23 protein-coding genes are annotated in these 26,122 nt (G+C 68.6%); 15 read left to right on the forward strand and 8 right to left on the reverse strand.

Annotated elements, in window-relative coordinates:
* Positions 1–10: 10 nt before the first annotated feature.
* Entirely contained in the window at positions 11–1,807 is a 1,797-nt protein-coding gene (locus tag O3139_RS13995) for a magnesium chelatase subunit D (RefSeq protein ID WP_269514712.1), read from the reverse strand.
* Positions 1,804–2,814, reverse strand: a complete 1,011-nt coding sequence (gene bchI, locus O3139_RS14000; protein ID WP_269514713.1) for a magnesium chelatase ATPase subunit I — start codon at positions 2,812–2,814, stop codon at positions 1,804–1,806. Before bchI ends, O3139_RS13995 begins: the two co-directional genes overlap by 4 nt.
* Positions 2,815–2,905: 91 nt before the next feature.
* Here bchI and O3139_RS14005 point away from each other — a divergent pair, with 91 nt between their 5' ends.
* Both O3139_RS14005 and O3139_RS14010 read left to right on the forward strand, forming a co-directional pair.
* Positions 2,906–4,195, forward strand: a complete 1,290-nt coding sequence (locus O3139_RS14005; RefSeq protein ID WP_269514714.1) for a DUF3422 family protein — start codon at positions 2,906–2,908, stop codon at positions 4,193–4,195.
* 152 nt (positions 4,196–4,347) lie between these two features.
* The gene (locus O3139_RS14010) at positions 4,348–4,833 is read left to right on the forward strand and encodes a c-type cytochrome (protein WP_269514715.1); all 486 of its coding nucleotides are present in this window, start codon (positions 4,348–4,350) and stop codon (positions 4,831–4,833) included.
* A gap of 64 nt (positions 4,834–4,897) precedes the next feature.
* Here the strand turns inward: O3139_RS14010 and O3139_RS14015 are convergent, their stop codons facing one another.
* The 6 genes from O3139_RS14015 to O3139_RS14040 form a co-directional block, all read right to left on the reverse strand.
* The gene (locus O3139_RS14015; protein WP_269514716.1) at positions 4,898–5,149 is read right to left on the reverse strand and encodes a hypothetical protein; all 252 of its coding nucleotides are present in this window, start codon (positions 5,147–5,149) and stop codon (positions 4,898–4,900) included.
* Between the two features lie 19 nt (positions 5,150–5,168).
* Positions 5,169–6,386 carry a geranylgeranyl diphosphate reductase gene (locus O3139_RS14020; RefSeq protein WP_269514717.1) on the reverse strand — a complete coding sequence of 406 codons (1,218 nt, stop codon included), beginning with the start codon at positions 6,384–6,386 and terminating at the stop codon, positions 5,169–5,171.
* The gene (locus O3139_RS14025; protein WP_269514718.1) at positions 6,373–7,695 is read right to left on the reverse strand and encodes a BCD family MFS transporter; all 1,323 of its coding nucleotides are present in this window, start codon (positions 7,693–7,695) and stop codon (positions 6,373–6,375) included. Before O3139_RS14025 ends, O3139_RS14020 begins: the two co-directional genes overlap by 14 nt.
* Complete coding sequence (chlG, locus tag O3139_RS14030; protein WP_269514719.1) at positions 7,692–8,606, reverse strand: chlorophyll synthase ChlG; 915 nt, start codon at positions 8,604–8,606, stop codon at positions 7,692–7,694. Before chlG ends, O3139_RS14025 begins: the two co-directional genes overlap by 4 nt.
* Before the next feature lie 176 nt (positions 8,607–8,782).
* Positions 8,783–10,201 (reverse strand): transcriptional regulator PpsR, encoded by a 1,419-nt coding sequence (gene ppsR, locus O3139_RS14035; RefSeq protein WP_269514720.1) that lies wholly within the window; start codon positions 10,199–10,201, stop codon positions 8,783–8,785.
* 37 nt (positions 10,202–10,238) lie between these two features.
* On the reverse strand, positions 10,239–11,120 hold the full coding sequence (locus tag O3139_RS14040; protein WP_269514721.1) for a cobalamin B12-binding domain-containing protein: 882 nt from the start codon (positions 11,118–11,120) through the stop codon (positions 10,239–10,241).
* A gap of 522 nt (positions 11,121–11,642) precedes the next feature.
* On the opposite strand from O3139_RS14040, the gene bchF reads away from it, so the two are divergent.
* From bchF to puhE, 13 genes are read left to right on the forward strand one after another with little or no spacing between them, the layout of a single operon-like run.
* A complete protein-coding gene (bchF, locus tag O3139_RS14045) occupies positions 11,643–12,122 on the forward strand; it encodes a 2-vinyl bacteriochlorophyllide hydratase (protein WP_269514722.1) in 480 nt (159 codons plus the stop codon).
* Positions 12,119–13,459 carry a ferredoxin:protochlorophyllide reductase (ATP-dependent) subunit N gene (locus O3139_RS14050; RefSeq protein ID WP_269514723.1) on the forward strand — a complete coding sequence of 447 codons (1,341 nt, stop codon included), beginning with the start codon at positions 12,119–12,121 and terminating at the stop codon, positions 13,457–13,459. Before bchF ends, O3139_RS14050 begins: the two co-directional genes overlap by 4 nt.
* Positions 13,450–15,036, forward strand: a complete 1,587-nt coding sequence (gene bchB / locus O3139_RS14055) for a ferredoxin:protochlorophyllide reductase (ATP-dependent) subunit B (protein ID WP_269514724.1) — start codon at positions 13,450–13,452, stop codon at positions 15,034–15,036. The genes O3139_RS14050 and bchB overlap by 10 nt, the downstream gene beginning before the upstream one ends.
* Positions 15,011–18,784 (forward strand): magnesium chelatase subunit H, encoded by a 3,774-nt coding sequence (locus O3139_RS14060; RefSeq protein ID WP_269514725.1) that lies wholly within the window; start codon positions 15,011–15,013, stop codon positions 18,782–18,784. Before bchB ends, O3139_RS14060 begins: the two co-directional genes overlap by 26 nt.
* Before the next feature lie 27 nt (positions 18,785–18,811).
* On the forward strand, positions 18,812–19,702 hold the full coding sequence (bchL, locus tag O3139_RS14065) for a ferredoxin:protochlorophyllide reductase (ATP-dependent) iron-sulfur ATP-binding protein (protein ID WP_269516496.1): 891 nt from the start codon (positions 18,812–18,814) through the stop codon (positions 19,700–19,702).
* On the forward strand, positions 19,699–20,409 hold the full coding sequence (gene bchM / locus O3139_RS14070; RefSeq protein WP_269514726.1) for a magnesium protoporphyrin IX methyltransferase: 711 nt from the start codon (positions 19,699–19,701) through the stop codon (positions 20,407–20,409). Before bchL ends, bchM begins: the two co-directional genes overlap by 4 nt.
* On the forward strand, positions 20,403–21,887 hold the full coding sequence (locus O3139_RS14075) for a BCD family MFS transporter (RefSeq protein ID WP_269514727.1): 1,485 nt from the start codon (positions 20,403–20,405) through the stop codon (positions 21,885–21,887). Before bchM ends, O3139_RS14075 begins: the two co-directional genes overlap by 7 nt.
* 24 nt (positions 21,888–21,911) lie before the next feature.
* Positions 21,912–22,685 (forward strand): photosynthetic reaction center subunit H, encoded by a 774-nt coding sequence (gene puhA / locus O3139_RS14080; RefSeq protein ID WP_269514728.1) that lies wholly within the window; start codon positions 21,912–21,914, stop codon positions 22,683–22,685.
* Positions 22,682–23,371, forward strand: a complete 690-nt coding sequence (gene puhB / locus O3139_RS14085) for a photosynthetic complex putative assembly protein PuhB (protein WP_269514729.1) — start codon at positions 22,682–22,684, stop codon at positions 23,369–23,371. Before puhA ends, puhB begins: the two co-directional genes overlap by 4 nt.
* Positions 23,372–23,393: 22 nt before the next feature.
* Positions 23,394–23,894: a photosynthetic complex assembly protein PuhC gene (gene puhC / locus O3139_RS14090; protein ID WP_269514730.1), complete on the forward strand. Its 501-nt coding sequence runs from the start codon at positions 23,394–23,396 to the stop codon at positions 23,892–23,894.
* A complete protein-coding gene (locus O3139_RS14095; RefSeq protein WP_269514731.1) occupies positions 23,891–24,178 on the forward strand; it encodes a hypothetical protein in 288 nt (95 codons plus the stop codon). The genes puhC and O3139_RS14095 overlap by 4 nt, the downstream gene beginning before the upstream one ends.
* On the forward strand, positions 24,175–25,296 hold the full coding sequence (acsF, locus tag O3139_RS14100) for a magnesium-protoporphyrin IX monomethyl ester (oxidative) cyclase (RefSeq protein WP_269514732.1): 1,122 nt from the start codon (positions 24,175–24,177) through the stop codon (positions 25,294–25,296). Before O3139_RS14095 ends, acsF begins: the two co-directional genes overlap by 4 nt.
* Before the next feature lie 3 nt (positions 25,297–25,299).
* Positions 25,300–26,112: a putative photosynthetic complex assembly protein PuhE gene (puhE, locus tag O3139_RS14105; RefSeq protein ID WP_269514733.1), complete on the forward strand. Its 813-nt coding sequence runs from the start codon at positions 25,300–25,302 to the stop codon at positions 26,110–26,112.
* Positions 26,113–26,122: the final 10 nt, after the last annotated feature.

The raw sequence follows: 26,122 nt of genomic DNA on the forward strand, positions 1-26,122 counted from the left end.
GAGGCCACGGTCAGTCCTCCAGAGACCGGACGACATCGCGGACCCGCCCGGCCTCGACATAGGGCAGGGCCGCGAAGGTCGCGCCCATCGCTTCGGCCAGTCTGGCCCCTTCGCCGCGCGGGCGGGCGGAAATGTCGATCAGCGCAGCCCGCAGACCGGCGGAGCGGATGCGGCGACAGGCGTTCAGAGCGTCCTGTTCGGCGCGGGTCCGGAAGGCCCCGCCATCGAGCGCAATATTGCCGCGCCCGTCGGTCATGAAGACCAGCAGCGGGGTGCGGCCCTTGGCCCTTTCGGCCACACCCAGCATGGCCGCCGTTTCCAGCCCGGCCGCCAGCGGCGTCGCCCCGCCTCCGGCCAGTTCAGCCAGCTGCCTGCGGGCGCGGGCCAGCGACCGGGTCGGTGGCAGCAGCAGGTCTGCCCCCTCTCCCCGGAAAGCGATCAGGGCCACCTGCGTCCGTCGCACATAGGCCTCGGCCAGCAGTAGCTCGACCGCGCCCTTGGTCTCGGCCAGTCTCTGCAGGGCAGCCGAGCCCGAGGCATCGACCACGAAGATCACCGTCGATTCCGAGCGCTGCTCGAAGCGGCGGATGCGGAAGTCGTCGCGGCGCACCCGGAGCGACCCGGCCGATCCGGTCTGCTTGCCGCGCAGCCGCTGCCAGGGCGCTGCGGCCTTCAGCGTTTCCACCAGATCCAGACCGGCCGATCCATCCGGCTGGCCGGGACGGGTGCCGATGCGACGACCCCGCCTGGCGGCAGGAAGACGCGCGCCCGAAGCGCCGGATCTGGCCGGCGCAGCGCGGGATACGGCACCGGTGGCCAGCCACAGATCCTCCAGGCTTTCGGGCAAGGCCGCGCGGGCCGCCTCCAGCACGATGTCGTCCAGAGCGCCCTGCCCCCGATCGGTGTCGTCCGGACCATCGTCCTCGCCCCCCGTCTCCGGGTCTTGCGGCGTGTCGGCATCGTCGGCTTCGGGTTGAGCCTCGGCCGTATCGGGTTCGGCCTCGGGCGGTGCAGGAATGCGGGTGGCGCGCGGGCTCAGGACCAGCCGGGCGGCGTTCGACAGGTCGTCCCGCTCGATGACATCGCGGCCCTCCAGCGCGGCGAGGGCCGCGGCGGTGCGCAAGGCCAGGCGAGGTGCCCGCAGCGACCAGACGCCCAGAGCCTCGGCGGCCGAGCAGATCGCATGGATGGCGTCTTCGCCGGGAGGGGCGACCTCGGCCAGGGCGGCGCGGGCCTCGGCAATGTCATCGGGGGTGGCACTGATCGGCAGGGCGTCGCGGTGGCCGACGGAGTCCAGTGCGATGCGGAAGGCCAGCCGCTCCATCAGGGCCTCGGGCGGGAGTTCGTCCTCGAGGCCCTCGTCCAGGGCCACCAGCACAAAACGGGTCGGCAGTCGCTCGGCCACCCCGTCGCGCTCGACACGGACGCCCCCGTCCTCGATCGCTGCGGCCAGCCGCGCGGCCGTGGCGGTCGCCATCCGCTCGGCCATGGGGGCGATGACCACCCCGCCATCCGCCTCGGCCAGCACGCCGCGCTGGAGCACGCGCTGGCCCGCTCCGAGCGCCGCCGCCAGGTCGAGCCCGCCCAGCAGACGGTCATCGCCGATTCCCGGCGGCATCCGCCGCCAGGGCGTGTCGACGGTGTGAAGGGCGCGAAATCCGCTGAGCCAGGCGTCCCGCGTCGGCCCCGGGCCGGCCCTGATCGCCACGCCCCCGAGACCGGGGTCCACCGCCAGCAGCGCAGCGGCCAGCATGGCGTCGGCCCACAGATCCTGGGCCGCCCCGGCCTGGGCGTCGGCCCCGGTCATGCCGCCAGCAGCTCGTCCATGGCGCGCTCGATCCGCACGGTGGAGGCCTGCTCGTCCAGCGGTCCGCGCCGCAACCGGTGACGCAGGGCCATCGGCGCGATCTGGCGCAGATCGGCTTCGGTGACGGCATCCCGCCCATCCAGCGCAGCCCTGGCCCGGGAGGCGCGCAGCAGGGTCAGTTCCCCTCGCAGACCGTCGGCCCCAACGGCCATGCACAGGCGCGAGCCCATCTCCAGAACCGCATCGGGCACCACGATGGCATCCAGCCGGTTCTGGGCGGCAGCGACCTTCCTGCGGATGGTGGCGTCCTTGCTCTTCCAGGCTTTGGAGAAACCTTCGGGATCGCGGTCGAAGGCGTCGCGGCGCTTCACGACCTCCACGCGCTCGGCCAGGGTGTCGGGCGTACGCACCTCGACCGACAGGCCGAACCGGTCCAGCAACTGGGGCCGCAGCTCGCCCTCCTCCGGGTTGCCGGAACCGACCAGAACGAACCGGGCCGGATGGCGGACGCTGAGGCCCTCGCGCTCGACCACATTCTCGCCCGACTGGGCGACGTCGAGCAGCAGGTCGACCAGATGGTCTTCCAGCAGGTTGATCTCGTCGATGTAGAGGAAACCGCGGTTGGCCCGGGCCAGCAGTCCGGGTTCGAACGCCTTCTCCCCCAGTGTCAGGGCGCGTTCCAGGTCCAGCGCGCCGACCACCCGGTCCTCCGTGGCACCCAGCGGCATGTCCACGACCGGCGAAGGCGTGGTTCCGACCCCGGCATGTTTGCACACGCCGTCGCAGGCCGGGCTGGGCCGGTCCGGCTCGCAGTTGAAGCGACAGCCGGCGATGACCGGAAGGGCAGGCAACAGCGCGGCCAAACCGCGCACCGCCGTCGTTTTTCCTGATCCCCGGTCGCCGAACACCATGACCCCGCCCAGGGTCCTGTCCACGGCCGCCAGCAGGAGGGCCTGTTTCATGTCCGACTGGCCGACGATGGCCGAGAAGGGGAAGACGACGCGCATCAGTGTCCAATCCGTTTGACAGTTACGGTTTCATGCATGACCGTTCGGGTCAACGCGTCGCGGTAGGGCGAGGGATGCGATGGGGGACGAAATGGCCAGTGCGTCCGGGTCCGCCAGAAGCTGGCGCTATCATCCGCAGCGCGACGCCCTGCTGGCCGAAGCCCATGCCCGGCCCTTCACCCCTCTGGTCGGACCGGCCCTCGTCACCCGGATCGCCACCCTGGCCGGTCAGGACGGAGAGGCGCGCGACCGCGAGCACATGACCGCCCTCTGCCGCCGCCTGGGTCAGTCCGAGCCCGGCCCCGGCGCCCGATGGTGCGCGCTGGATGCCGGCATGTGGCGGCTGCGCTGGGAGCGCCATACGGAGCTGTCGACCTGGACGTTTTTCCGCACGCCGACGGGGACGACGCCGTTCGCGGAGACGGCGATGGACCTCGCGCCCGAGGACTGGCTGGCGCAGATACCAGGCGACGTTCTGGTCGCGACGCGGCTGGAGGTCTGGCCCGCTGTCGACGAGAAGGCCACCGCCGCCCTGTTCGGCGTAGAGGCCGTCGGCGCCAGCCTGGCGGATGGCGCGGCGATCGCCCTGACCGATTTCCGGCCCGACGCCGGGGGCATGACCCGGTTCCTGATGCTGGCCCACGCGGGCGACGCGGCCCTGACCGGGCGGCTGGTGCAGGGGCTGCTGGAAATCGAGACCTATCGTCTGATGGCCCTGCTGGCCTTTCCGGTGGCCGGTCAGGCCAGCGGCGAACTGGCCGCGATCGAGCGCCGGGCGGCCGAACTGGCGCATCGACTGTCAGAGGATTCGGACCCGGAAGCCGACCGGCAGTTGCTGGATCAGTTGTCGGGCCTGGCCGGAGAGACCGAGGCCCTGATCGGGCGCACCGGCTTCCGGTTCGGCGCGGCGGCCGCCTATCACGGCATCGTCCGGGAACGGATCGAGATGCTGCGGGAGCATCATATCGAGGGCCTGTTGACGCTGGGCGAATTCATGCAGCGGCGGCTGGACCCGGCCATGCGGACCTGCGACGCGGTGGCCGAGCGCCAGCGCGCCACGATCGACCGGATCGCCCGCATGGCGCAGATGCTGAACACCCGCGTCGAGGTAGCGGCCGAGGCGACCAGCGCGGCCCTTCTGGCCTCCATGGACCGGCGGGCGGGAACCTCCCTGAAGCTGCAGCAGGCGGTCGAGGGATTCTCGACCGTGGCCATCGCCTACTATGCCATCGGCCTGCTGGGCTTTCCGCTGAAGGCGGTCGAGCATGTCTGGTCCCGGTTCGATGCAACGGTGGCCCAGGGCATCATCGCACCCATACTGGCGCTGGGCGTCTGGATCGGCCTGACGGCCTGGCGGCACAGGCTGGAGAAGGAGCATTGACCCTGCGGCGGTTCGGCGGTGCGATTCCGGAACGGGACCGTATGCGCCGCAGTTGACACCGGGTGGCGCGGGTCTAATCTCGCGCCAAATAAACCCAGGGAGCTGTATCTATGCGTCGTTTTGGTATCGTGAGCATGGTGGCCGCAAGTGCCTTGCTTGGACTGACTGCCTGCTCGGGCGGCGGTGAAGACAAGGCCGCCGCGCCCGCCGAACAGGCCGCCGCGCCCGCGACCGCTCCGGTCGAGGCTCCGGCCCCTGCGCCCGCCACGACGCCCGCAGCCGCGACGGCCCCTGCCGCCGCGCCCGGCGCGACCCTGCAGTTCGCCAGCTTCACCGGCGACGCCGCCGCGGGTCAGCGCACCTTCGCCCAATGCCGCACCTGCCACGCGATCGAAGCCGGCGTGAACCGCGTCGGTCCGTCGCTGCATGGCGTCGTCGGCCGTCACTCGGGCAGCATCGAGGGCTACAACTACTCCGTCGCCAACAAGAACAGCGGCAAGGTGTGGGATGAGCAGACCCTGTTCGAGTATCTGGAAAACCCGCGCGCCTACATTCCGGGCACGAAGATGAGCTTCGTCGGCCTGAAGAACCCGCAGGACCGCGCCAACGTCATCGCCTATCTGAAGACGCAGGCCTGATCGTTTCGATTGGTTGAAGACCAGAGGCCCCGGCGGAAACGCCGGGGCCTTTTTTGTTGTGCGGTCAGCGGGACAGGCGGCGACGCAGGTCCAGCAGGTGCAGCGGGAAGGACGCCGCCAGCGCCAGCGCGATCCACCCCCAGTCCGCCCCGACCAGGGCCGCGCGCGCGGCCAGCAGGATGCAGACGCCGGGTCCGAACACGAGCAGCATTCCGTAAGGCGTCATGCGTCTGGTCGCCAGCAGCACGGCGGCCTCGATCGCCATGATGGCGAGGATCAGATCGACGGCATGAGCGCTGGCAAAGAAGTCGCTCATCGGCCGGGCGCGACGCCGATCATGCCGGACGCAGGCCCAGCAGGTGACCCATGTCCTTGAAGAAGATGCGGGCGTGGGCGGCGGGTTTCGCCTTGACCAGCTCCTTGTTCATATAGGCTTGCCAGGTCAGTTCCTGGATATCGGGATCGTCGCACAGGCTGACGAAGCGCTCGCGCCGCTTGTCGGAGCGGTACCAGAAATGCTGCATGACGCCGAGCACCAGGAAGACCTTGCCGTGGGCCTTCATGAATCGCTTGCGGGCGCTCCCGAGGGCTGACGCCTTGCCGGTGGCCAGGGTCGCCTCGACGGCTTCCGCCGCCAGCCTGCCGCCCTCCATGGCGTAGTAGATGCCTTCGCCGGATGCCGGCGCGACGACGCCTGCCGCATCGCCGGCGAGCACGACATCCCTGCCGTTGTCCCAGCGTTTCATCGGCTTCAGCGGGATCGGCGCGCCCTCGGTACGCACGGTCTCGCAGTCGGTCAGGCCGGCGACCTTGCGCAGCGCGGTGACGGCCGTCCGCAGGGAGAAGCCCTTCTGCATCGAGCCCACGCCGATCGAGGCGGTGTCGCCGTGCGGGAAGATCCAGGCGTAGAAGTCCGGCGACAGCTTGCCCTGATACCAGACGTCGCAACGGCTGGCCTCGAAGTCGGCGGTGCCGGCGGCGGGGGCCTTGATGATCTCGTGATAGGCGAAGACGTAGCGTTGCCGGTCCGCCCCCTTCACGGCCTGGGCCGCGACGTTGGAGCGGGCGCCGTCGGCTCCGATGATGGTGCGGGCGCGGACCGTGATGGCCGGATCGTCCTTGGCGGCACCCGCCGGACGGTACAGGACGAGGGCCGATCCGTCGGCCTCGCGCTCGATGCGGTCGAAGGTGCCGGTGCGGCGCTGGGCCCCGGCGCTCTCGGCCCGGGCGCGCAGCCATTCGTCGAACGCCTCGCGGTTGACCATGCCGACGTAGCCGCCCTCGATCGGCATGTGCACGCGCCGGTCGGAGGGGGCGATCATCCGGGCCTCGTTGGCCCTGGCGCAGATCAGGCTGTCGGGGATGTCGAAGTCCCTGATCAGCCGGGGCGGGATGGCCCCGCCGCAGGGCTTGATGCGCCCCTGGCGATCCAGCAGCAGGACCGTGCGACCCTGTGAGGCCAGGTGGCGGGCGGCGGTCGATCCGGACGGTCCGCCGCCGACGACGACGCAATCGAAGGTCTCGGCGACGATACCGGGTTCAGGCCTGGACATGACGCGCTCCGATGGATGGGGTTTGAGGGGCTGCGGCCGGTGCGCCGATACGGGCGGCAATCACGGCCGAGACGATGAACAGGCTGGCCTCGACCGCGAAGACGAGGCCAAAGGCGGAGGCGTCCTGTGCGAACAGGCGACGGCCGATGTCGACAGCAACGGCGCCGAAGAAGCCGCCCGCGCCGAAGCCGACGGCCTGGGCCGCGCCCCAGACACCCATCCGAATGCCTTCGCGCCGACCCTTGCCCTCACCGGCCAGCGCCATCATCGAACCGATGGCGGCGACGGCGAAGACACCGTTGAACACGCCGAGGGCAAAGACGGTCGGCGCGATCGGCCAGCCCGGGCCGACCCGCGCGGCGATCGCCAAAGCTGCCAGGGCCAGGGCGGAGCCGCCGCAGCCGGCCAGGGTCCAGCCCCGCATCCAGCCCTGCCCTCGCCCGCCGACGAAGCCGCCCGCTGCCCCGACCAGGATCATGCCCAGAAGCACGCCGCCGTGCTGCATGCCCGACATCTGGGTCGACTGGCCCGGCGTCATGCCGAACACCAGTCCGGCGAAAGGCTCAAGAATCAGGTCCTGGGCGCTGTAGGCGATCATGGAGATCAGCACGAAGATCGTGAAGCGCCGGGCCTGACCGTCGGCCAGGGTCTCCTTCAGGGCGACCATGAAGTCGACCTTTGGCTCGGACGGTTCGGCAACCACCGCCGGCGTCTTCTCGACCCCGGCCACGGCGGCGAGCGTCAACAGAAAGGCGCCCAGCGAGACGACGCCCGATATCATCGCCAGGCGCTGCATGGAGAACGGATCCAGCATGCCACCCGCGATGCCCGCGGTGGCGGCAATGCCCATGACCATCATGATCCAGGTGATGGCGGCGGCGGCGGGCCGACGCGTCGGCGCGACACGGGTGGCGAGCAGAGCCAGCAGCGAGGTGCCCGCTGCACCGACGCCCGCCCCGATCAGGCTGAAGGCGAGAATGGCCAGCAGGATGCCCGGGACCGGCGAGGCGCTCATCAGGGCCGTGGCGTTGGCGGCCAGCAGCCCGCCCATGGCCAGGACGCCCATACCGCCGACGATCCAGGGCGTGCGGCGGGCTCCGCCGTCCGACCCGTGGCCCCAGCGCGGGCGCGACAGCTGCACCGCATAATGCCAGGCGACCAGAGCGGCAGGCAGGACGGCGGGCAGGGCCAGCTCGACCATCATGATGCGGTTCAGGGTCGAGGTGGTCAGGACGACGATCGAGCCCAGTGCGGTCTGGACCAGACCCAGCCGGACTATCCCGAGCCAACCCAGAGGCCTGTCGTTCATGCGCCCGCTCCGATGATGCCGCGCACGGCAAAGGCCGAGACCAGCATGCCGATGACGTAGAGGGTGGTGCCCGTGGCGTTGTACCAGGGGGTGAATTTCTTCGGGTCGCCAAGCAGCCGCGCCATCAGGACGAACTGGATCGCCAGCAGGACGCCGACGGCCAGGCCATGCCACGGGCGGTCCCAGGCGACCAGCAGCAGGGTCACGACGATGACCTGGGGCGCGGCCATGACGGCGCAGGCGATGCGGGCGGCGGACTCGACGCCCAGCTCTGCGGGCAGGGATTTCAGACCCAGCAGCCGGTCACCCTCGACCGCCTTGAAGTCGTTCAGGACCATGATGCCATAGGCCCCGAAGCTGTAGAGGGCGGCCAGGATGAGGACCGGAGCATGCGGCAGGGCCCCTGCCATGACGGCCGCGCCCGTGAACCAGGTCAGACCTTCATAGGACAGGGCCACCGCGAACGGCCCGGCCACGCCGTCCCGCTTCAGCCGCAGGGGCGGGGCGCTGTAGGCCCAGGCCAGGGCCAGACCCAGAAGGGTGGCGCCCAGCACCCAGGGTCCGGTCAGGGCCGCGACGACCACCGACAGGACCGTCCAGATGATGGCGATGTAAAGGCCCCAGCGCCCGGGAATGCGGCCCGACGGGATCGGGCGGTTCGGCTCGTTGATCGCATCGACATGGCGGTCGAACCAGTCGTTGACGGCCTGGCTGGTGGCGCAGACCAGGGGTCCGGTCAGGGCGATACCGGCGATCAGGAACAGCCAGCGCCCCTGGAACGGCATGCCCGAGGAGACGACGCCGCACATGAAGGCCCACATCGGCGGGAACCAGGTGACAGGCTTGAACAGCTCCAGCACGGCGGCCGGAGAGGGCACGGAAATCGAGGGCGCGTCGAGCGTGCTGGCCATTTCGCACCGTCGCACTGGACAGCCGAAAGTGTCAACTTGGATTGACAGTTTCGGGTGGTGCTGGAGTCAGGAAAAGTGACTCCTGCTTCTCCAGCGCATCGACCGCACCGGCAGTCTGGATCAGAGGTGCGACAGGATCGGTCGCCCGGACGGCCGGGCGCGCCGATGATCGCGGATCAGTCGTCCAGATCGCCCAGGCCGTAGCGACGAAGCTTGGAATACAGGCTCTGGCGGCTGAGGCCCAGGACATCGGCGGCCGAGGCGCGGTTGTCCGAGGTCAGGGTCAGCGCCGCCTCGATGCAAAGCTTTTCGATCAGGTCGGTCGAATCGCGCACGATGTCCTTCATCGGCACGCGGCCGATCAGGTGGGTCAGCTGCTCGACCGACTGCGACACCGCCCCGCCGATGGCGGGCGCGACGGGGGCCTCGGCCATGCGACGCGCCACGTTGCGGATGCTGAAGCCATAGGTCGGCTGGGTGTCGTCAGGCACCACCACGGCGGTGACCTCCACGTCCTCCTGATCGCCGAACTGGCTGCGGATGACAGTGGCGAAGTTGCGCAGGGCACCGTGGTCGCGCAACTGGGCCAGCATGATCTTCAGGTCGATCTGCGGGCGGCCCAGGAACCGGTCCAGCGGGAGGTTCGTAGCCTCCTCGCGGCTGGCCAGATGGGTCAGGTCCAGGAAGGCCGGGTTGGCCGTCAGGATGCGCAGGTCGGTGTCGGTGACGACGAAGGCGTCGGAGATGCGCGACAGCACGGCCGTCAGGGTCGCATTGGGATCGATTCCCTGGGCGATGGCATCGGGCGTCAGCCGCACCAGCAGCGACGAGGTCCGGTCGTGACGGAACATCGAAGCGGACAACAGGCAGGTCTCGCCATTGGCCAGCTTGACCTTGATCGCCTCACTGCCTGTGCTGCTTGTTGCGCCATCCAGCAGATCGGTGGCGGCGCTCACGCTCGCGGGGTCGAGCAGGGTGGCGAACCCCTGACCGACGACGCTGCCCTCTTCGCGGCCGGCGATCCGCGCCACGGCGGGATTGGCCTCCCTGACCTTGCGGGTCGGCGCATCGAGGATCAGCACGGCCTCGGCCGCGCTCTGGAACAGGAGCCGGTATCGGGCTTCGGCCTGACGCAGCCTCAGGTAGTCCCGCTCGACCGATTGCTGCACCTGAATCAGCCGCTGTTGCAACATGGCCGAGCCCTGCAAATCGCGCCCAAGCACGATCACGCGGCCTTCGGAACCTGCGCTGAAGGCGAAATAACGAATCGGCACTTCGCCGTCATCCGCAGGATGATTGACCTCGCGCCAGCGGGCGGGCTTGCCCGAAGCGACGTCGGCCAGCATCTCGGAAATCTTGTGGCGGCTCTCGTCGGTGACCGTGTCGATCCATGACCGGTTCATCCAGTCACCGATGCCATTTCGGGCCAGGTCGTTGGAAGATACGGATAAATCCCGGACGATCCCATCGCTGTCCAGCAACAGGGCGACATCGCTGGCGGCAGCCACCACCCCGGCGGTCGCCTCCGCCGTCAGTCCCTCAAGCGCCGTCTTCGGCTGCCGAAACGGTATGGTGACCGACGGGGACGAAAGCATGGTCATCCAGCGCCATTACGGGTCGGGTGGCGCTTGTTCAAGCGGCGGAGTGCTGCGGGGCGAATAGCCGCGCTGCTGCCAGAACGGCCTCTCGGGCATCGCCAGCGGTCTGATCGGCCCCGACCATTGCAACCCGGTCGGGATTTCCGGCGAAGGCGCGCCCCCCCACCATGACCCGGACCGACGCATTCCTGGACACGGCGCGAAGGCGCGAGATCAGGGGGGTCAGGGGCTCCAGCCAGCGTTCATTGGCCATGGAGAAGCCGATCAGGTCGAAGCGTTCCGTCTGGACGATGTCTTCCAGATCCAGTGCCGTCGCGTCGGGCATGCAGATGGTCCGCCAGCCGGCCTGACGGAAATACTCGACCACCATGATGAGGCCCAGCGAATGCTGGTCGCCCGGCGTCAGGGCGAACAGGGCCGTACGGCCGTCGCCGCCGCCGCCCTCGACGTGGACGCGATCGGCATATTCATAGACGAGCTGCTGCAGGCGACACAGACCCACGGTCACGTCGGCGAACGTGCAGATATCCTGTTCCCACCACTCGCCCAGCAATTTGGCGGCCGGCGACAACAGTTCGAAATAGATGCCTTCGACCGATACGCCGCGCCGGACCAGCATTTCGACCTGATCGACCAGCGCAGACAGGTCCAGCGTCATCGTCTGGTGCGCAAAGCTTTCAAGCTCGGCCGACACCACAACGCCCAGATTCATCGGAATGACTTCGCTGCGACCGTTCTGGTGCGCGGCCAGAAGACGGGGAATGATCTCGCCCTCGATCAGCTGGGCCAGGTCGATCGGCGACGGGACGCCCGACAGGCCGGACTCGGATCGACGGAACCGGACGACGTTGTCGCCATCACCCGACGATGTGGGAGATCGATCGCGTGCGCCCCCGGCGCGATTAACGTAGGCCATCGACCCTCCTCCCCGGAGCGTGATCTCTTACGTCAGGCGAGATCCCCATCCACCCGGCGAAGTGTTTCCTCATCCAACCGGCGACCTTTTGGGAGAAGGTTGTCGGGCCGTCTCGCGCTTTGGTCCGGATCCGTCGCCCGAGAGGCGATCTCGAAGGATCTTCGGCAATCCACGCACGCACGTCACTTCCACTTACAGGCGACATTGGGTCCATCATTCCGGCAGCGAGTCAACCCCGGAGGTCGGTCCGGAAGTGTCAATCTGGATTTACGTCCAATCTATTTGACACATGCGTGGCGACCGACCTAGGTTTCGATATCGCCTCTATCGGGGGGCGACCGGAGTCGGTCGATGTCATCGAGCGCGATCCATCATTCAGGCGGCCACAGCGATGCTTCCCAAGGGGGTGTTCGGGGTCTGCTCAGCCGGCGGTTCAGCGGTCTGATCGATCGCCTGGCCCCATGTCCTTGGACGGCTCATACAGGCCAGCACAGCGTCAGCGACGTGGGTGCGGGCATCAGCATGATGACCCGGCCGCTCTACACACCCGAGGAACGCCTCCGCCGGGACCAGACGGTCTGGACCCTGGTCCAGGGCATCCTGGCACCGGTCCAGTTCCTGGCGTTCGGCGTCAGCGTTTTCTTCGTCATCCGCTATCTGGCGACGGGTGAAGGCGCGATGGCCGCGACGATCTCGGTTCTGGTCAAGACGGCCCTGCTCTATACGATCATGGTCACCGGCGCGATCTGGGAGAAGGTCGTGTTCGGCCGTTACCTGTTCGCCCCGTCCTTCTTCTGGGAGGACGTCTTCTCCATGCTCGTGCTGGCCCTGCACACCGCCTATCTGGGCGCGGTCCTGCTGCATGTCGGCACCCCGCGCGAGCAGCTGATCCTGGCTCTGGCGGCCTATGCGACCTATGTCATCAACGCGGCCCAGTTCATCTGGAAACTGCGGATGGCGCGGCTGGAAGCGCCCGCGAAAAACACGATGGTCGCCGCATGAGCGAGGCCTTCGTCCTCGACCGGCCCGCGCCGACCGGCGGCTGCGCCGAGACGCCGGTTCTGCGCGAGCGGGGACAACGCGAAGTCTTCTGTGGACTAACCGGAATCGTCTGGCTGCACCGCAAGATGCAGGACGCCTTCTTTCTGGTCGTCGGTTCGCGGACCTGCGCTCATCTGATCCAGTCGGCGGCGGGCGTGATGATCTTCGCCGAGCCGCGCTTCGCCACCGCCATCATGGAGGAGAAGGATCTCGCGGGTCTGACGGACACCAATGACGAGCTGGACCGGGTCGTCGACCGCCTTCTGGCGCGCCGCCCCGACATCAAGCTGCTGTTCCTGGTCGGCTCCTGCCCGTCGGAGGTCATCAAGCTGGACCTGTCGCGCGCCGCCGGTCGCCTGTCCGAAAAACACAGCCCCGCCGTCCGCGTGCTCAACTATTCCGGCAGCGGCATCGAGACGACCTTCACCCAGGGCGAGGACGCCTGTCTGGCCGCCCTCGTGCCGCAGATGGCCGAGGCACCGGCCAATGCGCCGCAGAGTCTGCTGATCGTCGGGGCCCTGCCCGACGTGGTCGAGGACCAGTTCCGCCGCCTGTTCGCCGCCATGGGCATCGAGCGCGTCGATTCCCTGCCCGCCCGCAAGATCGCCGACCTGCCCGCCGTCGGGCCCAACACCCGCTTCCTGGTGGCCCAGCCCTTCCTGGGCGACACGGCCCGGGCGCTGGAGGATCGCGGCGCGGTCCGTCTGGACGCCCTGTTCCCGTTCGGGGCCGAGGGCACGACCGACTGGCTGCACGCCGCCGCCGTGGCCTTCGGGGTCGACGAACTGAAGTTTCGCGCTGTCGTCGCGCCTGGCCGCGAACGCGCCGCCCGCGCGCTGGAAAAGGTCCGGCCCGCGCTGGAGGGCAAGTCGATCTTCTTCTTCCCGGACTCGCAGCTGGAGGTGCCGCTGGCGCGGTTCCTGTCCCGCGAACTGGGCATGATCCCCCTGGAAGTCGGCACCCCCTATCTGCACCGCACGCATCTGGCCCGGGAACTGCCGCTGCTGCCGTCGGCGACCCGCCTCAGCGAAGGCCAGGACGTGGATCGCCAGCTGGACCGCTGCCGCGAGGCCCGCCCCGACCTGTCGGTCTGCGGCCTGGGTCTGGCCAACCCGCTGGAGATGGAAGGCCTGACGACCAAATGGTCCATCGAGCTGGTCTTCTCGCCGGTGCACGGCTTCGACCAGGCCGCCGATCTGGCCGAGCTGTTCGCCCGCCCGCTGAACCGCCGCGACCGTCTGTCGGACGCCATCGTCCCGGCCCGGGCGGCACGACGTGAGGCTGCGTCATGCAACTGACCGTCTGGACCTATGAAGGCCCACCCCACGTCGGCGCGATGCGGATCGCCACGGCGATGGAGGGGCTGCACTACGTCCTGCACGCGCCCCAGGGCGACACCTATGCCGACCTGCTGTTCACGATGATCGAGCGGCGCGGCGCGCGGCCGCCGGTCACCTACACCACCTTCCAGGCGCGCGACCTGGGCACCGACACGGCCGAACTGTTCAAGACCGCCGTCATTGACGCCCATGCCCGTTTCCAGCCCCAGGCCATGATCGTCGGGGCCTCCTGCACGGCCGAACTGATCCAGGACGATCCGGCCGGCATGGCCTTGGCCATCGGCCTGCCGATCCCGGTCATTCCGCTCGAACTGCCCAGCTATCAGAAGAAGGAAAACTGGGGGGCGGCCGAGACCTTCCGCCAACTGGTCCGTCACCTGACCCAGGTCGTCGAACGCAGCCCGATGCCGGGTCGCCGTCCGTCCTGCAACATCCTGGGCCCCACGGCCCTGGGGTTCCGCCACCGCGACGATGTGGTCGAGATCACCCGGCTGCTGCAGCGGATGGGCGTCGACATCCATGTGACCGCGCCGCTGGGGGCCACGCCCGCCGACATCGCCCGCCTGGGCGCGGCCGACTTCAACGTCGTCCTCTATCCCGAGATCGCCGGAGAAGCCGCCAGACAGCTCGAGAAGATGTGCGGCCAGCCCTCGGTCAGGACCGTGCCGCTGGGCTATGGCGCGACGATCGACTTCATCAACGAGGTCTGCGCCCTGACCGGGCTGGACCCCGCGCCCGTGCTGGACGGCGTCCCCTCGCGGATGCCCTGGTGGTCGCGTTCGGTCGATTCGACCTATCTGACCGGCAAGCGCGTCTTCGTGTTCGGCGACGCCACCCACGTCATCGCCGCCGCCCGCGTGGCGACCGAGGAACTCGGCTTCGAGGTCGTCGGCATGGGCTGCTACAATCGCGAATTTGCCCGCGAGGTCCGCGCCGCCGCCGCCGACCTGGGCCTGACCGCCCTGATCACCGACGACTATCTGGAGGTCGAGGACGCCATCGCCGCCCTGCAGCCCGAACTGGTGCTGGGCTCGCAGATGGAGCGTCACATCGCCAAGCGGCTGCGCATCCCCTGCGCCGTCATCTCGGCCCCCTTCCACGTCCAGGACCACCCGGCACGGTTCTCGCCCCAGATGGGGTTCGAGGGGGCAAACGTCCTGTTCGACACCTGGGTGCATCCGCTGGTCATGGGACTGGAAGAGCACCTGCTGCACATGTTCCGCGACGACTTCGAGTTTTCCGACGAAGCCGGTGCCTCCCACCTGGGCGGCCATTCCGCCGCTCCGCAAACCGGCGTGCAGACGCCGGCCCCTGCCCCGGTCGCGGCCGAGGGCCAATCCCTCGCATCGACAGAGGTCGCGGCCGTCGTGTCCGAGATCGTCTGGGCCCCCGATGCCGAGGCCGAACTGAGGAAGATCCCCTTTTTCGTGCGCGGCAAGGCCCGTCGCAACACGGAACGCTTCGCCGTCGAGCAGGGACTTGCGACGATCGGTGTCGAGACGTTGTACGATGCGAAATCACATTACAGCCGCTGATCGCGCACAGACGGGCCAGACCGCGCCACAGGTGCGAGTCGTCATCGTCACCCTCGATAACCACCTGGCCGGCGCCATCGCCCAGGCCGAACAGGAATTGCGCAAGACCGCGCCCGGCCTGACCGTCGCCCTGCACGCCGCCTCCGAATGGGGCAGCGACCCGCACGCGCTCGACGCCTGCCTGAAGGATATCGCCACCGGCGACATCGTCATCGCCTCCATGCTGTTCGTCGACGACCACGTCCAGATGGTCCTGCCGGCGCTGAAGGCACGCAACGAAGCCTGCGACGCCATGGTCTGCATGATGTCGGCGGCCGAGGTCGTGAAACTGACCAGGATGGGCCCGTACCGCATGGACGGCTCGACCAAGGGTCCGCTGGCGATGCTGAAGAAGCTGCGCGGAAACACCAAGGCGACCGGCGGCGTCCCGGGCGAGAAGCAGATGGCCATGCTGCGCCGCCTGCCCAAGATCCTGGCCTTCGTGCCCGGCACGGCCCAGGACGTCCGCGCCTATTTCCTGACCCTGCAATACTGGTTCGCCGGCTCGACCGAAAACATGGTGTCGATGGTCCGCTATCTGGTGGACCGTTACGCCGACGGCGAGCGCCGGTTCCTGCGCGGCAACATGAAGGCGGCGGCACCGGTCGAATATCCCGAGATCGGCGTCTATCACCCGCGCATGGGCGGCACCGCCGCGGCCCGGATGTCGGAAACGCCCGCCACCCTGCCCGCGGTCGAGGGCGGCAACGGCACGGTCGGCCTGATCGTCCTGCGCTCCTATGTGCTGGCCGGTGACGCGGCGCATTACGACGGCGTGATCGAGGCCTTCGAGGCGCGGGGCATGAAGGTCATTCCGGCCTTCGCCAACGGCCTGGATGCACGCCCGGCCATGGACAAGCTGTTCATGAAGGACGGCCGCCCGACGGTTGACGCCCTGATCAACCTGACCGGTTTCTCGCTGGTCGGCGGACCCGCCTACAACGACTCCTCGGCCGCCGCCGTGACGCTCGGCAGGTTCGACGTGCCCTATGTCTCGGCGCATCCGCTGGAGTTCCAGTCCTTCCAGCAGTGGAGCGCGGGCGACCAGGGCCTGCTGCCGCTGGAGGCCACGATGATGGTCTCCATCCCCGAACTGGACGGCGGCATCGCGCCGATGATGTTCGGCGGACGCACCGATGGATCGGATACGCCCTGCACGGGCTGCACCCGTCGCTGCACCTTCCCCGGCATGGATGCCAAGGCCATGGTCGCCTGCCCCGAGCGCGCCGGGACCCTGGCCGATCGCGTCGGCAAGATGATCCGCCTGCGCCGTTCGGAACGGGCCGGGCGAAAGATCGCCGCGGTCCTGTTCAACTTCCCGCCCAATGCCGGGGCCGCCGGAACGGCCGCCCAGATGTCGGTCTGGGCCAGCCTGCACAAGACCCTGATCCGCCTGGCGGCCGAGGGCTATACCGTCGAGGTGCCCGAGACGATCGATGCGCTGCGCGAGGCGCTGCTGGAGGGCAACGCCGCCCGTTACGGCACCGACGGCAACGTCCACGCCCGCATTCCGGCCAATGAGCATGTGGCGCGCGAGCGCTGGCTGTCCGACATCGAGGCCGTCTGGGGCCCCGCGCCCGGCAAGTCGCTGGCCAACGGGTCGTCGATCTTCGTGCTGGGGGCCCAATTCGGCAACGTCTTCGTCGGCCTGCAGCCGCCCTTCGGCATCGAGGGCGATCCGATGCGGCTGATGTTCGAGGGCGGGTTCGCGCCGACCCACGCCTTCAGCGCCTTCTATCGCTGGATCCGCGAGGACTTCGGGGCGCACGCCGTGCTGCATTTCGGCACCCACGGCGCGCTGGAGTTCATGCCCGGCAAGCAGACCGGCCTGTCGGAGGCCTGCTGGCCCGACCGTCTGATCGGCGACCTGCCGAACCTGTACCTCTATGCCGCCAACAATCCGTCCGAGGGCATGATCGCCAAGCGCCGCTCGAACGCGACCCTGATCAGCTACATCACGCCGCCGATCAACGATGCGGGCCTCTACAAGGGTCTGCTGGACCTCAAGGCCCTGGTCGATCGCTGGCGCGCCACCGAGATCGAGGCCTCGGCCGAACGCGCCGCCCTGAACCCGATGATCTTCGAGGCGGCCGAACTGCTGCACATCGACCTGATCGACGGATCGGACGACGCCCGCGTCAACGCCCTGATCGCAACGCTGCAGGAGCTGGAACAGACGCTGATCCCCAACGGCCTGCACGTCCTCGGCGAGGCCTTCAGCCGCGACGAACGCATCGACCTGCTGATGGCCGTGGCCGAGGCCCGCGAGGGACCCAGGCCCGGCCGCGAGGCGGTCCAGGCCCTGGTCGACGGGGCCGATGCCCGCACGGCCCTGGGCATCAGCGGCCTGAACTCCGACACCGCCGGGGTCGAGCTGTTCCGCCATCTGCAGGCGACCAACGTCGCCCTGTCGTCCAATCCGGAGATGGAGGCGCTGATCGCGGCGCTGGACGGCGGATACGTCATGCCGTCGCCGGGCGGCGATCTGCTTCGCACGCCCGAGATGCTGCCCACGGGGCGCAACATCCACGGCTTCGACCCCTTCCGGATCCCTTCGGCCTACGCCGTCGCCGACGGCATGCGCCAGGCGGACCGGCTGCTGGCCAAACACCGCGAAGAGACCGGTGCGCTGCCGGAATCCATGGCCATCGTTCTGTGGGGGACCGACAATCTGAAGTCCGAAGGCGGTCCGATCGCCCAGGCCATGGCCCTGATGGGCGCGCGCCCCCGCTTCGACGGATACGGCCGTCTGTGCGGCGCGGAGCTGGTGTCGCTGGAAGAGCTGGTCCGTCCGCGCATCGATGTGGTGGCCACGGTTTCCGGCATCTTCCGCGACCTGCTGCCGCTGCAGACCAGAATGCTGGCCGACGCCGCCTGGCTGGCCGCCACGGCCGACGAGCCGGTCGAGATGAACTTCGTGCGCAAACGCGCCCTGGAGCATCAGCTGAAGCTGGGCTGCGACATGGAAACGGCCTCGCTTCGCGTCTTCTCCAATGCCGAGGGTGCCTACGGAGCCTCGGTCAACTCCCTGATCGACTCGGGGGCCTGGACCGATGAGGGCGAGCTCGCCGACGCCTTCGAGAGCCGCAAGGGTTTCGCCTATGGCCGCAACGGCCGGCCGATGAAGCAGCCGGCCTTGCTGACCAGCGCCCTGGCCGGCATCGACCTGGCCTATCAGAACCTCGACTCGGTCGATCTGGGCGTCACGACCATCGACCATTACGTCGACACCCTGGGCGGCGTGGCCAAGTCGGCCGAGCGCGCCAGAGGCAAGGCCGCGCCCGTCTATATCGGCGACCAGACGCAGGGCGAGGGCAAGGTTCGCACCCTGGCCGAACAGGTCACGCTTGAAAGCCGCACCCGCGTGCTGAACCCGCGCTGGTTCGAGGGCCAGCTGAAGCATGGCTCCGAAGGCGTCCGTGCCATCGAGGCCCAGGTCACCAATACGCTGGGCTGGTCCGCCACGACCGGTGACGTCCAGCCCTGGGTCTACAAGGAAATCTCCGAAACCTTCGTGCTGGATCCCGAGATGCGGGACCGCATGGCCAAATTGAATCCGAAAGCCTCCGCGCGGATGGCCAACCGCCTGCTGGAAGCGTCCGACCGCAACTACTGGGCTCCGGATGCCGCCATGCTGCAGGCGCTGCGCGATGCCGCCGACGAACTCGAAGACCGCCTCGAGGGGCTCAGCCCCGCTGTTGCGGCTTAAGGACAGACCATGAGCATCACCCTCGAAATGCCCCAGACCCTGAAGCGCCGTCCGCCGGACGGTGCCGGATCGGTCCAGGTCGAGATGGACGCCACGCTGAACATCGGCACGGCCAAGGTCTTCGCCGTCTATGGCAAGGGCGGGATCGGCAAGTCGACGACGTCGTCCAACCTGTCGGCCGCCTTCAGCCTGCTGGGCAAGCGGGTGCTGCAGATCGGTTGCGACCCCAAGCACGATTCGACTTTCACCCTGACCAAGCGCCTGGTCCCCACCGTCATCGACGTGCTGGAGACGGTGAATTTCCACTCCGAGGAACTGCGCCCCGAGGACTATGTCTATGAGGGCTTCAACGGGGTGCGCTGCGTCGAGGCGGGCGGACCGCCGGCCGGCACCGGCTGCGGCGGCTATGTCGTCGGCCAGACCGTCAAGCTGCTGAAGGAACACCACCTGCTGGAAGACACCGATGTGGTGATCTTCGACGTCCTGGGCGACGTGGTCTGCGGCGGCTTCGCAGCCCCTCTGCAACACGCCGAGCGGGCGCTGGTGGTCACGGCCAACGACTTCGACAGCATCTTCGCGATGAACCGCATCGTCGCGGCCATCAAGGCCAAGTCCAAGAACTATCAGGTCCGTCTGGGTGGCATCATCGCCAACCGCAGCTCGGGCACCGACGAGATCGACCGCTTCAACGCCGCCATCGGCCTGAAGCGCATCGCCCACTTCCGCGACCTCGATGAAATCCGCCGCAGCCGGCTCAAGAAGTCCGTCGTGTTCGAGATGGATGGCTCGGACGAGCTGGAAGCCGCCAAGGCCGAGTACATCCGTCTGGCCCAGTCACTGTGGGACGGGATGGAGGCCATCGAGGCCGAACCGATGCGCGATCGCGACATCTTCGAATTCCTGGGGTTCGATCAATGACCGCGACGCTCGAGACCCGCACCACCCCGACCTGGGACCAGTATCGGGGCCGGCTGGAAGAGTATTTCGACCGCACGGCGCTGGACGCCTGGGCGCAGCTGACCTCGGACGCGCCGGTCTCGAAGATCCGCGCCACGGTGCGGGCCGGGCGCGACGAGATGCGCAACGTCCTGCTGTCGTGGATGGCGGACGATCTGACGGGCGTCCGGATCCTGGACGCCGGTTGCGGCACGGGTGCCCTGGCGGTCGAGGCCGCACGGCGCGGCGCGGACGTCGTGGCCATCGACGTCTCGGCCAGCCTGGTCAATATCGCCCGCGAGCGGACACCGTCGGGCCTGAAGGGCTCGATCGACTGGCGTGCGGGCGACATGATGTCCCCGGAGCTGGGCGATTTCGACCACGTCGTGGCCATGGACAGCCTGATCCACTATCCGACCGACGACATCGTCAGCGTGCTTCAGGCCCTGGGTCAGCGCACGCGCAAGTCGGTGATCTTCACCGTCACCCCGCGCACCCCGGCCCTGATGCTGATGCTGGGCATGGGCAAGCTGTTCCCGCGCGCCGACCGTGCGCCGGCCATCGCGCCCGCCGACATCGACGCCCTGGCGCGTCGCCTCGCCGCCCTGCCCGGGCGGCGCGTCGGCCGCAGCCGCCGCGTCCAGGGTGGATTCTACACCTCCCAGGCCCTGGAGATGCTTTCGTGCTGAACGACCTGCTTCTGCAAAGGGTGGCCGAGAAGGCCGCGCAGAAAGCCGGACTGGGCGACAGCCGGGCCCAGTGGGCGCGGCTGATAAACGCCTGCCTGCCCTTCGCCGACGCTGCGACCACCGAACTGCCGCTGAGCCGCCTGCTGCGCCTGTCGCTGTTCCAGATCTCGGTCGGGATGACGACCGTGCTGCTGACCGGCACCCTGAACCGGGTGCTGATCGTCGAACTGAACGTGCCGGCCGTGCTGGTCGCGGCCATGGTCGCCATCCCCTTCCTGTTCGCCCCGTTCCGCGCCCTGATCGGCTTCAAGTCCGATACCCACCGGTCGCACCTGGGCTGGCGCCGCGGTCCCTACATCTGGTTCGGATCGCTGATGCAGTTCGGCGGCCTGGCCATCATGCCCTTCTCGCTGCTGATCTCGGGCGGTCACGGCACCGGTGCCGAATGGATCGGCCATATCGCCGCCATGGTCGCCTTCCTGCTGGTCGGCGCGGGTATTCACACGACGCAGACGGCCGGTCTGGCGCTCGCCAACGATCTGGCCCCGGAGCATGCGCGGCCCCGGGTCGTGGCGCTGCTTTACGTCATGCTGCTGGTCGGCATGCTGATCTCGGGCGTGCTGATGGGTCTGGTCCTGGCCGACTTTCAGGAAGTGAAGCTGGTCGGCGTGGTCCAGGGCGCGGCCGTCCTGGCCATCGTGCTGAACATGACGGCCCTGTGGAAACAGGAAGCCCAGAACCTGGCCCTGACGGCCAAGGACAAACCCCGCCCGCCGTTCCGCGAGGCCTGGGCCGAGTTCTCCGCCGGGGGTCGCGCCAGCCGCCTGCTGGTCGCCGTCGGCCTGGGCGCCGCAGCCTTCTCGATGCAGGATGTTCTGCTGGAACCCTATGGCGGCAGGATTCTGGGCCTGTCGGTCGGACAGACGACGTCGCTGACCGCGCTCTGGTCGGCCGGCACCCTGGCCGGTCTGGCCTTCGCCGCCCGTCAGCTGGGCAAGGGCGGAGAGCCGCACCGCCTGGCCGGCCACGGCATGGTTCTGGGCATCCTGGCCTTCGTGTTCGTGATCTGCGGCGGTGCCCTGTCGCTGATCCCGGTCTTCTGTGCCGGCGTCTTCATGATCGGCATGGGCGGCGGCCTGTTCTCGGTCGGCACCCTCACCTCCGCCATGGCCCTGGCCAGAGACGGCAAGTCGGGCATCGCCCTGGGGGCCTGGGGCGCGGTCCAGGCCACGGCCGTGGGCCTGGCCATCCTGGTCGGCGGCGGTCTGCGCGACCTCGTCGCCCATCTGTCGGAATCCGGCGCGCTGGGCGCGGCCATGAGCTCGCCTGCCACCTCCTACGCCGTCGTCTACCACCTCGAGATCGGCCTGTTGTTCGCCGCCCTGATCGCGATCGGACCCCTGGCCCGCTACGCGCCCATCACCACCAAGACTGCATCTGAAACCTCCAGGTTCGGCCTCGCCGACCTGCCCGCCTGACCCGGTTCATAAGGAAACCCTGACATGGACAGTCCCTACCTCTTTGGTGATTTCGATGCGGCAGAGTTCTGCCTCATCGCCTTTTTCCTCTTCTTCGCCGGCCTGGTCTTCTATCTGCGCCGCGAGGACCGTCGCGAGGGCTATCCGCTCGAGGACGACGTGACCGGACGCAAGGAGCCTCTGGGCGGCCTGTTCTTCACGGCCCGGCCCAAGACCTTCATCCTGCCCCACGGCCACGGGACCCGCACCCTGCCGCGCGACGACAACCGCGACACCCGCCAGCTGGCCGCGCGCCGCAGCGCCATGACCGACGGATCGCCGATCGAGCCGACCGGCAACCCGCTGATCGACGGCATCGGGCCGGGCGGCTATGCCGACCGTCCGAAATATCCCGACCTGACGATCGACGGCGCGCCGCGCATCGTGCCGCTGCGCGTGGCCGCAGGCTTCCTGGTCTCGAGCCACGACACCGACCCGCGCGGTCTGGCGGTCCTGGGCTGCGACGGTCTGAAGGCCGGCGAGGTCTCCGACATCTGGGTCGACCGCTCCGAGCAGCTGATCCGCTACCTTGAGGTCGCGGTTGGAGCCCGCAAGGTGCTTCTGCCGATGACCATGGCGATCGTCGACGGCGGCGCGCGCGCGGTGAAGGTCCGCGCCATCACGGCGGCTCAGTTCGCCGACGTCCCCGGCACCGCAAGTGCCGATCAGGTCACGCTGTACGAAGAGGAACGCGTCATCGCCTACTACGGCGGCGGCCACCTGTATGCGACGCGCGACCGTCAGGAGCCCTGGCTGTGAGCGAACTCGGACCCAATGAACACGCGGGCGAACCCGTCCGCGGCCTGCCCGGTCAACTGCCGGCCGGCGAACACATCCTGTGGCAGGGGGCGCCTGACTGGCGCACCCTGGCGCGGACCGCCCTGCACACCCACCTGGTCGGCGGCTATTTCGGCATCCTGGCCGTGTGGAACATCGGCAACGGCCTCGCGACGGGCGTTCCGCTCGCCCAGGCGGTCGGTTCCGGCGTCATGACCCTGGTGGCAGGAGCCCTGGCGATCGGCCTGCTGACGCTTTACGCCTGGCTGGCGGCCCGCACGACGGTCTACACCCTGACCAACAAGCGGTTCGTGCTGCGCCACGGCGTGGCCCTGTCGAAATGCTTCAACATCCCCTATTCGGCGGTCGCCACGGCGGGACTGAAGCTGGACAGCAAGGGCGTGGGCGACATCCCCATGGGCCTCGCGGGCGATGCCAAGATCGCCTATCCGCACCTGTGGCCGCACGTCCGTCCCTGGTCCTTCGTCAACCCGCAACCGATGATGCGCGCCCTGCCGGACGCCGCCGCCGTCGCCGAACGCCTGAGCCTGCAGCTGCAGCTCGCCGCCTCGGCCGCCGACCGGCCCTTCGTCGCCGAAGCCCCGCGTCAGCCCGCCACCCGCCCCGTCGCCAGTCCGGCGTCGGGTGGTCAGCCCGCCGCCGCCTGAGACTGAAAAGAAAGCCACGCCCATGTCCGCCCTCGACGACAAACCCTTCCCCAAGGCCCCGCTGATCGCGGCGTTCCTGCTGGTCGGGTCTTCCCTGCTCGTCGTGGGCGGCTCGCGGCTGGGGCTGATCGGCTCCCCGGCCATGGTCGAGGCCCCGCGCGTGGCCGAGGTCACGCGGTCCGAGGACCTGAGTTTCTATGACGTGCCCGGCGGCGCGGTGCGCGTGGTCGCACCCGGCGTGCCGGACCGGATGATCCCCACCGCCTCGGGCGGTTTCGTGCGCGGTGTGCTGCGCAGCCTGGTCCGCGACCGGCGCGCCCGGGGCCTGGGCTCCGAACAGCCTTTCCGCGTCAGCCAGTGGTCGGACGGCGCCGTGACCATCCAGGATCTGGCCACGGGCCGGACCCTGACCCTGAACGCCTTTGGCCCCACCAACCGCGATGATTTCGTCAAGCTGATCGCGCCCGCTCCCGCCACCGGCACCGGCACCGGCACCGGCACCGGCACCGGATCGGTCGCATGAGCCGGACGATCGAGCTTCCCTGCACGGTCGAGGTCGAGCATTCCGACCAGAGCCTGCACGCCCATGTCGCCCTGGACGGCGATCCGGAAATCCGCCCCGGCGACGAGGTGCAGGTGCATGGCGACCCCATCCACGTCGCCTTCGGCGAACGCCGGACCTTCCGTCGCATGGCGACCCTGCGCCGGGCCTCCTTCCTCGAACGCGCCTGGACGCGCACCTGCGCCGGCTTCTTTGAAATGAACGAGCTGTACGAAGTCAGCTTCACGCCCCGGAGAACCCTGTGACCGCCGTATCCTTCGACACCTACGAGGAAACACCCGACCTGACGGCCCTGCGCCGCGAGGCCGCGCGCCAGAAGGTGAACGCCGAGTCGTCGTTCAAGCTGGCGACCGCGGACACGGTTCTGTCGCCCCGCTTCTACACCACCGACTTCGCCGCCATGGACCGCATCGACGTGTCCCCGGTCCGGGCCCAGTGGGACGCCCTGATGGCCGAGTTCGAAGCCGACGTGAACAAGGATCACTTCAAGCGCGACGCCGCCTTCGATGGCATCATCGAGAACCTGCCGGACGACCTTCGGAAAGAGTTCACCGACTTCCTGGTGTCGTCGCTGACCTCCGAGTTCTCGGGCTGCGTCCTGTACGCCGAGATCGCCAAGCGGGTTCAGAACCCCGACATCCGCGCCCTGTTCAAATACATGAGCCGCGACGAAAGCCGCCACGCCGGCTTCATCAACGACACGCTGAAAGACGCGAAGATCGGCGTGGATCTGAGCTTCCTGACCAAGGTCAAGAAATACACCCACTTCAAGCCCAAGTTCATCTTCTATGCCGTCTATCTGTCGGAGAAGATCGGCTATGCGCGCTACATCGCGATCCATCGCCATCTGGAGAAGAACCCGGACAAGCGGTTCCACCCGATCTTCCAGTGGTTCGAACGGTGGTGCAACGACGAGTTCAAGCACGGCGAGGCCTTCGCCCTCATCATGCGGAACGATCCAAAGCTGCTGAGCGGCGGCAACGTCTGGTGGATCCGGTTCTTCCTGCTCAGCGTCTATGCGACCATGTATGTTCGCGACCACATGCGCCCGGCCTTCCACAAGGCCCTGGGCGTCGACATCACCACCTATGACTACGAGGTCTTCCGCATCTGCTCGGAGATCTCGAAACAGGTCTATCCGGTCACCCTGCGCACCGACGACCCTCGTTTCCGCGCCGGAATGGAACGGCTGCGCCTGACCTCGGATGCCATCGCCGACGCCAGGGCGAAGGGCGGACTGTTCGGCGGGCTGAAGCGGTTCGGCCTCGTCCTCAAGGCCGGCGCGACGCTGGCGGGCCTGTATCTGCTGCCGGTCGACAAGAACACGCTGCCGGCCGACGTCCGGATGGAACCGACCTGGTAATCAATGTCCGTCTTCGTCCAGCCCCTGGTGATCGCGGCCCTCGTCTGGTGGTTCTCCACCGGGGCGATCCTTTGGCTCGTCCGGCTTCCGCGTCGGACCTTCGGCTGGAGCCTCGGCCTCTATGCCGTGGTCGCGGCCGCCGCCACGCTGGGGGTCATGGTCGCCGCCCGGGACGCCTCGGTCACCGGTGCCTATGTCGCCTTCGGCTGCGCCCTGGTCGTCTGGGGCTGGCACGAGATGGGCTTTCTGATGGGCAAGCTGACCGGCCCGCGCCGCACCGCCTGCCCGTTCGGGGCCCAGGGCTGGAAGCGGTTCACCCTGTCGGCCGAGACGGTGATCCATCACGAGATCGCCCTGGCCCTGACCGCTGTCCTGTTCGTCGCCCTGACCTGGGGCCAGCCGAACCAGACCGGCACCCTGACCTTCGTCCTGTTGCTCGGCATGCGGCTGTCGACCAAGCTGAACATCTTCCTCGGCGTGCCCAATCCGCCGATCACCTTCCTGCCGAGCGGCCTGAAATATCTGCAGAGCTATTTCCGGCGCGCGCGGTTCAACGCCCTGTTCCCGCTGTCGCTGGGCCTGTCGATCGTCGTCACCCTGCTGCTGGGCGACGCCGCCCTGTCGACCACGGGCGGGGCCCAGGTCGGCTATGCGCTGATGTTCATGCTGGCGGCGCTGGGCCTTCTCGAACACGGCTTCCTGATGCTGCCTTCGCCCGACCGTGCCCTGTGGGGCTGGGCGCTGGGTCATCGCCCGAAACCCGCCGTCCAGGTCGCGCTCGCGACCCCCGGCGAACCGATCAACGAACGTCCATAAGAAAATGACC

Source organism: Brevundimonas subvibrioides (assembly GCF_027271155.1).
GTDB classification, from domain to species: domain Bacteria; phylum Pseudomonadota; class Alphaproteobacteria; order Caulobacterales; family Caulobacteraceae; genus Brevundimonas; species Brevundimonas subvibrioides_D.